We start from the raw sequence: 13062 nt of genomic DNA, 5'->3' as shown, positions 1-13062 counted from the left end.
ATCCGTGGAGTAACTGGCGACGATTCAAAGCAGCTCCTGCTCGCTGACCGGGACGCCGCAATGCAACCGCCGAGCCGGCGCTGAGTTCCATCTTTGCTGCGAGCAAGCGAAGATTGTCCGCCGGCTGAACACCAGGACTTGCTTCAACGCAACCACACAACGCGTGGTCGGTTGCTGCCGTGCCGGAACCGTGGCGGAAAGGCTGCGAGAGAATGCCGAAAGCTACGCGCTCTCGAGCGTCGGCGCGACCTCGCGTGCGACCTGCACCAAGGCTGCGATCAACGGCGTCATCGGATCGCGCTGCGGGATCACGAGGCCGATGCTGTAGTCCACGACCGGATCGACGATCGGAATGCTGCGCACCGCATCCGCAAGGCCGAGCGTCTCGGCGAGCTTGGCCGGCATCACGCTGGCCCAGCGGCCGGTCTTCACATGGGTGTAGAGCACGAGCAGTGAGTTCGACGTCAGCGTTGGCGTCGCCTCAGCGCCGACCGAGGTCAACGCGCGATCGATGATGCGGCGGTTCTGCATGTCGGGCGTGAGCAGACAGAGCGGCACGGTGCCAACTTCCTTCCACGTCACCTGCTTGCGGTCGCCGAACATCGCATCCGGCGCCGTCAGCAAGCGATAGCTCTCATTGTAGAGCGGGATGGTGCGGACCTTGCCGATCGGCTCGTTCTCGATATAGGTCAGCCCGGCATCGACCTCGAGATTCTCGAGCAGGCCGAGCACGTCGGCCGACGTGCACGACTGGATGCGGAACCGCACGTCGGGATGGCGCGCCCGGAACGGTGTGGTGAGCGAGGCCACCATGCCGAGCGCGGTCGGGATCGCCGCGATCCGGATCTCGCCCGACAGCTTGTCCTTGAGGCTGTTGATCTCCTGCTTCATCGCGCGCGCATCGCCGACGATGCGCCGCGCCCAGTCCAGCGTCCGCTCCCCTTCCGGCGTAAAGCCCTGGAAGCGGGATCCGCGCTGCACCAGCATGACGCCGAGGATCTCCTCGAGCTGCTTGAGGCTGGTCGACATCGTCGGCTGGGTGACGCCGCAGGCCTCCGCAGCCCGGCCGAAATGCCGTTCCTTGGCCAGCGCCAGCAGAAGTTCCAGCTTGTCGATCAAGGTTCAAACCCCCTCGGAAAACGGTGCCCCAAGCGGCAGCCCAACACGTCCATAGGTAGCACGATCGGGGTGCGATCCCGAAATCCAAAGCGCCGCGGAAGTGCGTGATTCCAGAACATTATTACGAAACCGCATCGATCCATTCGGCGACGCTATTAATCGCGTTTCGCAATCGCCGCATGAGACAGCTTTATTGATGTTTCGAAGGATTCCAACTCTCATGTGCGAAGCAAAAAACTGATCGTGAGAAGCGCTGATGACGGTGGGATACGAACCTTGGGACAAGGCGCGCGGCGCTGAAATCATCGCCGAGCATGCCGGGCTTGAAGGCGCCACGCTGGTGATCCTGCACGCGCTGCAGGAGGCCTTCGGCTACGTGCCGGAGCCGGCGATCCCGATGGTGGCGGAGGCGCTCAACCTGTCGCGCGCCGAAGTGCACGGCGTCTTCACCTTCTACCATGATTTCCGGAAGCAACCTGCCGGACGCCACGTCCTCAAGCTGTGCCGCGCCGAGGCCTGCCAGGCCGCCGGCGGCGATGCGCTCGCGGCGCGCGCGGAAGCCAAGCTCGGCGTTGCCCTCGGCAACACCACGGCGGATGACCGCGTGACGCTGGAGCCGATCTACTGCCTCGGGCTGTGCGCCACCGCGCCCTCGGCGATGCTGGATGGCCGCGTGGTCGGCCGGCTCGATGAAGCGCGCATCGACGCGCTGGTCGCGGAGGCACAGCGATGACGATGCGGATCTTCATTCCCCGCGACGCCGGCGCGGTTGCCGTCGGCGCCGACGACGTCGCCCTCGCCTTCGAGCAGGCCGCGGCAGCGCGCGGCATGCCGGTTGAGATCGTCAGGACCGGTTCGCGCGGCCTCTACTGGCTGGAGCCGATGGTCGAACTGGCGACCGCCCAGGGCCGCGTCGGATTCGGCCCGGCGACGCCGGCGGACGTTCCATCCCTGCTCGACGCGATGGCCGGCACTGGTCAGCACGCGCTGCGGCTTGGTGTCACGGACGAGATTCCCTGGCTGAAGCGCCAGACCCGGCTGACCTTCGCCCGCTGCGGCGTGATCGATCCGCGCTCGGTCGACGACTACCGCGCCCATGGCGGCTACAAGGGCCTGGAGCGGGCGCTGACGCTGACCTCCGACCAGATCCTCGCCGACGTCACGACGTCCGGTCTGCGCGGCCGCGGCGGCGCCGGCTTCCCCACCGGCATCAAGTGGAAGACCGTGGCGCAGGCCAGCGCCGACCGCAAATACATCGTCTGCAACGCCGACGAAGGCGACAGCGGTACCTTCGCCGACCGCATGATCATGGAAGGCGACCCCTTCGTCGTGATCGAGGGCATGACGATCGCAGGTATCACGGTAGGCGCCACCAAGGGCTACATCTACATCCGCTCGGAATATCCGCACGCGGTCGACGCGATGAACGCGGCGATCGTGGCCGCCCGCCGCGCCGGTTTGCTCGGCAAGCGCATCGGCGGCTCCGCCCATGAGTTCGATCTCGAGGTGCGGGTCGGCGCCGGCGCCTATGTCTGCGGCGAAGAGACCTCGCTGCTGGAAAGCCTCGAGGGCCGCCGCGGCATCGTGCGGGCCAAGCCGCCGCTGCCGGCGCATAAGGGCCTGTTCGGCCGCCCGAGCGTGATCAACAACGTGCTGTCGTTCGCGGCGATTCCCTTCATCCTCGACAACGGCGCCAGGGCCTACGCCGATTTCGGCATGGGCCGCTCGCGCGGCACGATGCCGATCCAGCTCGCCGGCAACATCAGATATGGCGGGCTGTTCGAGACCGCCTTCGGCGTCACCCTCGGCGAACTCGTCGACGAGATCGGCGGCGGCACCTTCACCGGGCGCGAGGTGCGCGCGGTCCAGGTCGGCGGCCCGCTCGGGGCCTACTTCCCCCGCGCGCTGTTCGACACGCCGTTCGACTATGAAGCGTTCGCCGCGCGCGACGGCCTGATCGGCCATGGCGGGATCGTGGTGTTCGACGACAGCGTCGACATGGCGAAGCAGGCCCGCTTTGCGATGGAATTCTGCGCGGTCGAATCCTGCGGCAAGTGCACGCCGTGCCGGATCGGCTCGACCCGCGGCGTCGAGACCATCAACAAGATCATCAATGGCGAGCGCGTGGCGGAAAACCTCGCGGTTGTCGAAGACCTCTGCAACACCATGAAATTCGGCTCGCTGTGCGCACTCGGCGGCTTCACGCCCTACCCCGTGATGAGCGCATTGAAACACTTCCGGGAAGATTTTGGCGGAGATCTAGGTCCCGCACCGGCCCGGCTGCAGGCCGCGGAATAGCAAGGAAATCACGATGTCGCTGATCCAGGAAACCGATTTCGGCACGCCCAAATCCAAATCCGAGACGATGGTCACGCTGACCATCGACGGCAATCAGATCACGGTGCCCGAGGGCACCTCGATCATGCGCGCGGCGATGGAAGCCGGCACCCAGATTCCGAAGCTCTGCGCGACCGACATGGTGGACGCCTTCGGCTCCTGCCGGCTCTGCCTCGTCGAGATCGAGGGCCGCGCCGGCACGCCGGCCTCCTGCACGACGCCGGTGATGCCCGGCCTCGTCGTGCACACCCAGAGCGGGCGGCTGAAGCAGCTGCGCAAGGGCGTGATGGAGCTCTACATCTCCGACCACCCGCTGGACTGCCTGACCTGCGCCGCGAACGGCGACTGCGAATTGCAGGACATGGCGGGTGCGGTCGGCCTGCGCGACGTGCGCTACGGTTATGAAGGCGAGAACCACGTCTTCGCCAAATCGCACGGCTGCGAAAACGACAACTGGATGCCGAAGGACGAGTCGAATCCGTACTTCACCTACGACCCCTCGAAGTGCATCGTCTGCTCGCGCTGCGTCCGCGCCTGCGAGGAAGTGCAAGGCACCTTCGCGCTGACGATCTCCGGCCGCGGCTTCGACAGCCGCGTCTCGCCCGGCATGAACGAGAGCTTCCTCGGCTCCGAATGCGTATCCTGCGGCGCCTGCGTGCAGGCCTGCCCGACCGCGACGCTGACCGAGAAATCCGTGATCGAGATCGGCCAGCCCGAGCATTCGGTCGTCACCACCTGCGCCTATTGCGGCGTCGGCTGCGCCTTCAAGGCCGAGATGCGCGGCGAGGAAGTGGTGCGCATGGTGCCCTGGAAGGACGGCAAGGCCAATCGCGGCCATTCCTGCGTCAAGGGCCGCTTCGCCTGGGGTTACACCACCCACAAGGAGCGTATCCTGAAGCCGATGATCCGCGAACGGATCGAGGACCCCTGGCAGGAAGTGTCGTGGGACGAGGCCCTGAACTTCGCCGCCGCGAAGTTCAAGGGCATCCAGCAGAAATACGGCCGCGACGCGGTCGGCGGCATCACCTCGTCACGCTGCACCAACGAAGAAACCTACCTGGTGCAGAAGCTGATCCGCGCCGGCTTCGGCAACAACAATGTCGACACCTGCGCCCGCGTCTGCCATTCGCCGACCGGCTACGGCCTGTCGCAAACCTTCGGGACTTCGGCCGGCACGCAGGATTTCGATTCGGTGGAGGACACCGACGTCGTGCTGATCATCGGCGCCAATCCGGCTTCCGCCCATCCGGTGTTCGCTTCGCGGCTGAAGAAGCGGCTGCGCCAGGGCGCCAGGTTGATCGTGATCGATCCGCGCCGCACCGAGATGGTGGAGTCGCCGCATGTGAAGGCGCTGCATCTGCCGCTGATGCCCGGCACCAACGTCGCCGTGCTCACCGCGCTCGCCCATGTCATCGTGACCGAAGGGCTCGTCGATGAGACCTTCGTGCGCGAGCGCTGCGACTGGAGCGAGTTCCAGGACTGGGCGGCTTTCGTCGCCGATCCCAAGCACAGCCCGGAAGCCACCGCGATCATGACCGGCCTCGATCCGAAGGTGCTGCGCGAGGCGGCCCGGGTCTATGCCACCGGCGGCAACGGCGCGATCTATTACGGGCTCGGCGTCACCGAGCACAGCCAGGGCTCGACCACGGTGATCGCGATCGCCAACCTCGCGATGGCGACCGGCAATATCGGCCGGCCCGGCGTCGGCGTGAACCCGCTGCGCGGCCAGAACAACGTGCAGGGCTCCTGCGACATGGGCTCGTTCCCGCACGAGCTGCCGGGCTACCGCCACATCGCCGGCGATGCGGTGCGCGAGCAGTTCGAGGCGATGTGGAACGTCAAGCTCAACAACGAGCCGGGCCTGCGCATCCCGAACATGTTCGACGCCGCCATCGAAGGCAGCTTCATGGGGCTCTACGTGCAGGGCGAGGACATCCTGCAGTCCGACCCCAACACCAAGCATGTGGTGGCGGCGCTGTCGGCGATGGAATGCGTCATCGTCCACGATCTCTTCCTGAACGAGACCGCGAACTACGCCCACGTCTTCCTGCCCGGCTCGACCTTCCTCGAGAAGGACGGCACCTTCACCAATGCCGAACGCCGCATCCAGCGCGTCCGCAAGGTGATGACGCCGCTCAACGGCTACGCCGACTGGGAAGTGACGATCATGCTCGGCAAGGCGATGGGCTTTGAGATGAACTACGCCCATCCATCCGAGATCATGGACGAGATCGCCTCGCTGACGCCGACCTTCGCTGGCGTCTCCTATGCCCGGCTCGACGAGCTCGGCTCGGTGCAGTGGCCCTGCAACGAGAAGGCGCCGGAAGGCACCCCGGTGATGCATATCGGCGGCTTCGTGCGCGGCAAGGGCAAGTTCATCCTCACCGAATATATCGCGACCGACGAACGCACCGGCCCGCGCTATCCGCTGCTGCTCACCACCGGCCGCATCCTCAGCCAGTACAATGTCGGCGCGCAGACCCGCCGCACCGAGAACGTGGTGTGGCACGCCGAGGACCGGCTGGAGATCCATCCGCATGACGCCGAGCAGCGCGGCGTGCGCGACGGCGACTGGGTGCGGCTGGCAAGCCGCGCCGGCGAGACCACGTTGCGCGCCGAGATCACCGACCGCGTAGCGCCGGGCGTGGTCTACACCACGTTCCACCACCCTGACACCCAGGCCAACGTCATCACGACCGACTTCTCGGACTGGGCCACCAACTGTCCGGAGTACAAGGTCACCGCGGTGCAGATCTCGCCGTCGAACGGTCCGTCCGACTGGCAGAAGGCCTATGACGAGCAGGCACGCCACTCCCGCCGCATCGCGCCGGTGGTGGAAGCCGCGGAGTAACGATGCGCGAGCCCGTCCACCAATCGAGGCGGAAAGTCTGGCGTGACGGCGTCTTCAGCGACGGCGCGCGCCTGATCCCGGAAGAGACGCCGCTCGCGCTGACCTATAATGGCGGCACCTACGCCGTGATGATGGGCTCGCCCGAGGACCTCGGCGACTTCGCCGTTGGATTCAGCCTGAGCGAAGGCATCGTGCGAGCGGCCGACGAGATCGAGACCCTCGACATCGTCGAGCTCGATGACGGCATCGAGCTTCGGATGTGGCTCAGGCCTGACAGGGCCGAGCGGATCGCCGAGCGGCGGCGCAACATCGCCGGACCGACCGGCTGCGGCCTGTGCGGCCTCGATTCCATCAGCGAGGCGGTCCGGCCGGCCGCGGTGGTGCGCGCCGGCCGCGTATTCTCGCCGCGCGAGATCATGGCGGCGATGGCGGCGGTCGCGCCGCTGCAGGAGATCAACCACCAGACCCGCGCCGTGCACGCCGCGGCATTCTGGACGGGCGCGCGCGGCATCGTGGCGCTGCGCGAGGATGTCGGTCGCCACAATGCGCTCGACAAGCTCGCCGGCGCGCTGGCCCGCGACAAGGTCAATGCCAGCGAAGGCATGGTGCTGCTCACCAGCCGCGTTTCGGTCGAAATGGTGCAGAAGACCGCCGCGATCGGCGCGCCGCTGATCGCCGCGGTGTCGGCGCCGACCGCGCTTGCGGTACGGATGGCGGATGCCGCCGGCATCACGCTCGCCGCGATCGCTCGCGCCGATGGATTTGAAATCTTTACGCATCCGGAACGCGTCACAGGCGCGGTGGCCGGCAAGGAGTCCGCTTATGTCGTCGTCGCCTGACAAACTGGTCTATATGGCGAACCAGATCGGAAAGTTCTTCCAGAGCCAGGGGCGCGACCGCGCCGTGCAGGGCATTTCCGAGCACATCTGGAAGTTCTGGGATCCGCGGATGCGCAAGCAGATCTTCGCCCATCTCGACGCCGGCGGCACCGGCCTCGATCCCGACGTCCGCGATGCCCTGCAGAAGCTGAAGCAGCAGGCGTAGGGCGCTTTTGCAGGCTCAGCTCTCGCACCGTCACGCCCGCACAATGGCTTTGCCATTGTCGCTGGAGGAGGCCGCAAAGCGGCCGTCTCGAAGGGTCGGCGGCCCGACTGTGGCCGTGCATCCTTCGAGGCTCGCAAGAGCTCGCACCTCAGCGAATGTGAATATATGGCGGAGGAGCGGCGCCAAACATTCAATGTCGTCCCGGCGAAAGCCGGGACCCATAACCACCGAAGGCCATTGTTGCGCAGGGCTGGGGCCACAGCCTTCCTCAACAATTAAACCCTGTGGTTATGGGTCCCTGCTTTCGCAGGGACGACGTCGGACATGTTGTCCCGCCTTCAGTCCCGTCATCCTTCGAGGCTCGCCGCGCTCGCGGCTCAGGATGACGGGTCGAGCATCGCAGTCGGATCAGGCCCCGCCCACGATCGCGTTGAAGACGCGGCGCACCTCGCTCTGGGTCTCGCGCAGGCGGGCTTCCAGTGCGGAGAAATCCGGCGTGTCCCCGGCCCGCGCCATCACGCGCAGCAGGTCCTCGCCCGCGGTCTCCGGATTGAACTTGCCGGTGACGCAGAGCCGCAGGATCTGCGTCAGGTCATGATAGAGCCGCGCCGCCGAGCGCAGGATCTCGGCCTCGGACTGGCCGAGCAGGCCGAGCCTGGCGGCATTGTCGAGCACCTGCAGCGTGGAGACGCTGAGGATTTCCGGCTTCACCGCGGCATGCGCGAGCTGGAGATACTGCGCGATGAAATCGATGTCGACGAGCCCGCCGGCGGCGAGCTTGAGATCCCAGACGTCGTCCTCGCCCTTCTCCAGCGCGATCGCGCGCCGCATGTCGGCGACGTCGGCCGCGGCCGATGCCGCATCGCGCGGCCGGGTCAGCACGCTGCGGATGATCGTCTCGATCTTCTCGCGGAACTCAGGCGACGACGAGATCACGCGGGCGCGCGTCAGCGCCATGTGCTCCCAGGTCCAGGCCTCGCGCTCCTGATAGTCGGAGAATGAATCGATTCGCGAGGCGACCGGGCCGGCGCGCCCCGACGGGCGCAGCCGCATGTCGACCTCATAGAGCACGCCGTAATTGGTCCGGGTCGTGAAGGCGCTGATCAGGCGCTGGGTGAAGCGGGCAAAATACTGCGCGCCATGCAGCGAGCGCTCGCCGTCGGAATCCGGCGCCTCGCTGTCGAAATCGTACAGCAGGATCAGATCGAGGTCGGAGGACGCCGTCATCTCGCGGCTGCCGAGCCGCCCCATCGCGATGATCGCGGTCTCCTGCCCCTTGATCCGGCCATATTGCGCGGCGAACTGGTCGGTGACGAGGCCGTGCACGGTGTGCACGATCCCCTCGGCCACATCGGCAAAGGCGGTGCTGGCGTGCTGCGCTGACACCGTGCCGGACAGGATCCGCGTGCCGATCAGGAACAGGCTCTCCTGGCCGAACAATCTCAGACGATCGAGAAAATCCTCGTAGGACGACGCATCCTGCAGCGTGGCGGCGAGCCGCTCCGACAGTTCCTTCTTGTCCGGCATCGCGCCGAAGAAGCGCGGGTCGACCAGGCCGTCCATGATCTGCGGCTGCCGCGCGAGCATGTCGCCGAGCCGCGGTGCCGCGCCGAGGATCAGCGCTACCAGCGCGACGAAATCGCGGTTCTGGCTGAGCAGCGAGATCAGCCGCCCGCCCCGCTGCAGCGCGCCGAGGAAACGGTCGAACGCCGCCACCGCATCGTCCGGCTCCTCGGCATTCACGAGGCCGTCGATCAGGCCGGGAATGAATTCGAGGAACGCGGCGCGCGTCGCCTCGACGCGTAGCGCGCGATAGTCGCCCTCGATCCATTGCTGCACGGTGCCGGCAACCGCAATGGGCTTCTTGAAGCCGAGATTGGCGAGATGCTCGATCAGGCGGGCGTCCTCGGGCCCGGCGCCGTAGTCGATGTCCGGCAGCTTCGCGGTGCCGGTCGGATCGTCGCCCTCGAACAGCTTGCCGTAGTGGTTCTGCACGATCTTGAGCTGGCCGAGCAGGTCCCTGGCGAAGGCCTCGCGATTTTCGTAGCCGAAGAAATGCGCAAAACGCTCGACGTCCTCGGGCGCTTCGGGCAGCGAATGGGTCTGCTCGTCGGCGATCATCTGCAGCCGGTGCTCGACCCGGCGCAGGAATTCATAGGCCGTCGTCAGTTCGTCGCGCGCCTCATAGGTGATCCAGTTGCTGTTGGCGAGCACATTGAGCGCCTCCAGCGTCGGCCGCACCCGCAACTCCGGATGGCGGCCGCCGGCGATCAGCTGCTGGGTCTGGGCGAAGAACTCGATCTCGCGGATGCCGCCGCGGCCGACCTTGACGTTATGGCCCTCGACCGAGATCTCGCTCTGGCCGCGATAGGTCTGCATCTGCCGCTTCATGTCGTGGACATCGGCAAGCGCGGCAAAATCCAGATGCTTGCGCCAGACGAAGGGCGCGAGCTCGGCGATCAGCGCCTCGCCGGCCTTCGGATCGCCGGCGCAGGGCCGCGCCTTGATCATCGCGGCGCGCTCCCAGGTGCGTCCCTCGCGCTCGTAATAATGCAACGCCGCGTCGGTCGAGATCGCGACCTGGGTCGAGGCCGGGTCCGGACGCAGCCTGAGATCGACCCGGAACACATAGCCGTCGCCCGAGCGCTGCTGCAGCATCCGCGCCATCGCCTGGGTGACGCGCACGAAGAACGGCTGCGGCTCGATGTCCTCGGCGAGCGAGGTGGCCGCGCGATCGAAGAACACGATCAGGTCGATGTCGCTGGAATAGTTCAGCTCGCCGGCCCCCATCTTGCCCATCGCGAGCACGATCAGGCCTGAACCTGCTTCGGGGTGATCGGGATCGGCGGCGGTCATCCGGCCGCGAGCCACTTCCTGCCGGAACAAATATCGCAGCGCCGATTGCACCGAATTCACCGCGATGTCGGTCAGCGCCGCCGTCACCCGCATCACCGGCCAGACGCCGCCAATGTCGCACAGCGCGATCATCAGCGCGGCCTCCGCCTTCATGCGGCGAAGCAGAACCATCACGTCGGCCTCGCTGCCGGCGGCGAGCACATCGCGCGACGTCGTCTCGATCAGGTTGGCCAGATGCTGTTCCGGGTCGCATGACAGGATCCGGATCAGCCGCGCGGCGTCGGCACGCGCGAGCTCGAACAGGTAGGGCGAGAACTCGGCGATGCCGCGCAGGATGTCCCGTGCGAACGGATGTTCGAGCAATGCATTGAGCGCGCCCGATTGCGCCGGCTCGAGCTCGGCGAACCAGTCGGTCAGGCGCTGATCGGCGGATACGGGCGCGGCGACACGCGGTCCGTCCGCGAACCGCGCGGCCAGACGATGTCGATCCGCGTTTCCCGGCGCGGCGGCATTCATGCCGCCTTCTGTGGCACATCCTGCGTTTGAGCCGCAAGCCTGTCACTGCCGCCCGCCCGCGCCGGCAGCACCAGGGTGGCGATCAGCCCCGGATGGGCATCGCCGAGCCTGAGCTCGCCGCCATGAAGCGTGGCGACCGCCGAGGCCAGGCTGAGGCCGAGACCGGAACCGGGTAAGGTCCGGCTCGCCTCGAGCCGGACGAAGCGCTCGACAGCGTGCTTGCGGTCGGCCTCGGGAATGCCCGGACCGTGGTCGGTGACGCTGAGCAGGACCTGGTCGCCCTCGCGCCGCGCCTCGATCAGGATCTCCCGTGCATCCGCATTGAGCGGCTGCACGCTCACGTCGGGCTTGCCGTATTTGATGGCATTCTCGACCAGGTTGGCGACCGCCTGGCTGATCAATTCGCGGTTGCCGTGAATCGGCGCCGGCACGGTCTTCACCTGCAGCGTCATGCCATCGTCCTCGGCCAGCGGCTCGTACAGCTCGTGGATGCCGTTGGCGACATCGGCGCCGTCGAAATCGTCCATGTTGCCGCGCGCCTGGCCGGACTCGGCACGCGCGATCATCAACAGGGCGTTGAACGTGCGGATCAGCCCGTCGGATTCCTCGATGGTCCGCTCCAGCGCCGCGCGATAGTCGGCCTCGCAGCCCGACCGCGCCAGCGCCTCCTCGGCGCGGTTGCGCAGCCGCGTCAGCGGCGTCTTGAGGTCATGGGCGATGTTGTCGGAGACCTCCTTCAGCCCCGTCATCAGCGCCTCGATGCGCTCGAGCATGGCATTGAGATTTTCCGCCAGGCGATCGAGCTCGTCGCCGCTGCGGCCGACCGGCAGCCGGCCGGACAGATCGCCCGCCATGATGCGCTTGGTGGTGCCGGTCATGGCGTCGATCCGGTGCAGCACGCGGCGGGCGACGAAGATGCCGCCGCCGATGCCGAGCACGACGACGACGAGGATCGACCATTGCGCGGCCTTGGCGACGATGCCGAACAGCCGCCGCCGCTCCTCAAGGTCGCGCCCGACCAGCAGGCGGAAACCGTTGTCCATCTGGGTGACCCGCACCAGCGCGCGGTGATCGGTCTTGTCCTGGTCGTCGAGCCGGCGATAGGCGGTCTCGGTCCAGCCCTGCGTGCTCATCACGCCCGGGGCCAGCGCGCCGACATTGCCGGCGAGCATCTGTCCGTTCGGCGCCGTCACCAGATAGAGGTTGGCGCCCGGCCGCAGCGCACGATTGCCCATGGTGCCCAGCAGGCCGCGCAGGCCGCGGCGGTTGTAGATGTCGGTGATCTCGCTGATCTCGACATTGACCGTCGTCGTGATCTGCTCGGTGATCAGCCGCCGCGTGTTCCAGGCGAAGTAAGCCAGCAGCGAGGCGGCGAACAGCGCGAACAGGAACAGGTAGACCAGCGTCAGTCGAAACGCCGTGGTCCGGATCAGTTTACCGAATGCCGTCACGGATCATATACCCCGCACCGCGGATGGTATGCAGCAGCGGCCGCTCAAAACCCTTGTCGATCTTGGAGCGCAGCCGTGAGATGTGGACGTCGATGACGTTGGTCTGCGGATCGAAATGATAATCCCAGACATTCTCGAGCAGCATGGTGCGCGTCACCACCTGCCCGGCATGCTTCATGAGATATTCGAGCAGGCGGAACTCGCGCGGCTGCAAGGTCAGCTCGTCCTTGCCGCGGGCGACGCGGTGCGACAGCCGATCGAGCTCGAGGTCGCCGACCCGGTAGGTCGTCTCCTCGGCCGGGCCGACATTGCGCCGGGAGAGCACCTCGACGCGCGCGAGCAGCTCGGCGAAGGAATAGGGTTTCGGCAGGTAGTCGTCGCCGCCGGCACGCAGGCCCTTGATGCGGTCATCGACCTGGCCAAGCGCCGAGAGGATCAGCACCGGCGTCCGGTTGCCCTTGTCGCGCAGGCTGCCGATCAGCGACAGGCCGTCACGCTTCGGCAGCATGCGATCCACAACCAGCACGTCGTAGTCGCCGGACTCGGCCATTGACAGCCCTTCCTCGCCATCGGAGGCGAGATCGGCGATATAGCCGACTTCGCGGAATGCCTTGACCAGATAGTCGGCTGACTCACGGTCGTCTTCGATGATCAGGATGCGCATTTGCGGAGCGATTGCGGTCACGGGAATTGGCCCTCTGTCAGCATGACGCGGCCGGCCTGCACATGCAAGACGACCGCGCATATTCTCGATTGCTTGAAAAAAGTGGGCGGTGAAGCTGGGGGACCTCACCGCCCTGAGACCTTCCGACAGAGGGGGGCATATTCCATCGAAAGGCAACGTAGGGAGCGAGCAAGGGGCCCGCCCCCCGGAAAGCGCCGTCGGCG

General features: G+C 66.6%; 9 protein-coding genes. 5 read left to right on the top strand and 4 right to left on the bottom strand.

Annotation, left to right across the window (positions count from 1 at the left end):
- Positions 1–222: 222 nt before the first annotated feature.
- Complete coding sequence (locus ACVWY5_RS11355) at positions 223–1119, bottom strand: LysR family transcriptional regulator (RefSeq protein WP_018270739.1); 897 nt, start codon at positions 1117–1119, stop codon at positions 223–225.
- Between the two features lie 256 nt (positions 1120–1375).
- On the opposite strand from ACVWY5_RS11355, the gene ACVWY5_RS11350 reads away from it, so the two are divergent.
- The 5 genes from ACVWY5_RS11350 to ACVWY5_RS11330 are packed head-to-tail and all read left to right on the top strand — an operon-like array spanning position 1376 to position 7351.
- Complete coding sequence (locus tag ACVWY5_RS11350; RefSeq protein ID WP_028331545.1) at positions 1376–1852, top strand: formate dehydrogenase subunit gamma; 477 nt, start codon at positions 1376–1378, stop codon at positions 1850–1852.
- On the top strand, positions 1849–3417 hold the full coding sequence (locus ACVWY5_RS11345) for a formate dehydrogenase beta subunit (protein WP_028331546.1): 1569 nt from the start codon (positions 1849–1851) through the stop codon (positions 3415–3417). Before ACVWY5_RS11350 ends, ACVWY5_RS11345 begins: the two co-directional genes overlap by 4 nt.
- Before the next feature lie 13 nt (positions 3418–3430).
- Positions 3431–6307 carry a formate dehydrogenase subunit alpha gene (gene fdhF, locus ACVWY5_RS11340; RefSeq protein ID WP_028331547.1) on the top strand — a complete coding sequence of 959 codons (2877 nt, stop codon included), beginning with the start codon at positions 3431–3433 and terminating at the stop codon, positions 6305–6307.
- A gap of 2 nt (positions 6308–6309) precedes the next feature.
- A complete protein-coding gene (gene fdhD, locus ACVWY5_RS11335; RefSeq protein WP_028331548.1) occupies positions 6310–7146 on the top strand; it encodes a formate dehydrogenase accessory sulfurtransferase FdhD in 837 nt (278 codons plus the stop codon).
- The gene (locus ACVWY5_RS11330) at positions 7130–7351 is read left to right on the top strand and encodes a formate dehydrogenase subunit delta (protein WP_028331549.1); all 222 of its coding nucleotides are present in this window, start codon (positions 7130–7132) and stop codon (positions 7349–7351) included. Before fdhD ends, ACVWY5_RS11330 begins: the two co-directional genes overlap by 17 nt.
- A gap of 408 nt (positions 7352–7759) precedes the next feature.
- On the opposite strand, the gene ACVWY5_RS11325 is transcribed toward ACVWY5_RS11330, so the two are convergent.
- Genes ACVWY5_RS11325 through ACVWY5_RS11315 form a run of 3 tightly spaced genes read right to left on the bottom strand, consistent with a single transcriptional unit; the run spans position 7760 to position 12838 of the window.
- Positions 7760–10723: a bifunctional [glutamine synthetase] adenylyltransferase/[glutamine synthetase]-adenylyl-L-tyrosine phosphorylase gene (locus ACVWY5_RS11325; protein ID WP_028331550.1), complete on the bottom strand. Its 2964-nt coding sequence runs from the start codon at positions 10721–10723 to the stop codon at positions 7760–7762.
- Positions 10720–12174 carry an ATP-binding protein gene (locus ACVWY5_RS11320; protein WP_028331551.1) on the bottom strand — a complete coding sequence of 485 codons (1455 nt, stop codon included), beginning with the start codon at positions 12172–12174 and terminating at the stop codon, positions 10720–10722. Before ACVWY5_RS11320 ends, ACVWY5_RS11325 begins: the two co-directional genes overlap by 4 nt.
- Positions 12158–12838 (bottom strand): response regulator transcription factor, encoded by a 681-nt coding sequence (locus ACVWY5_RS11315; protein ID WP_028331552.1) that lies wholly within the window; start codon positions 12836–12838, stop codon positions 12158–12160. Before ACVWY5_RS11315 ends, ACVWY5_RS11320 begins: the two co-directional genes overlap by 17 nt.
- Positions 12839–13062 lie beyond the last annotated feature (224 nt).

This window comes from Bradyrhizobium sp. USDA 3256, from assembly GCF_054058275.1.
The sequence above is the reverse complement of the archived record's forward strand: the minus strand, read 5'-3'. Positions and strand labels throughout refer to the sequence as shown.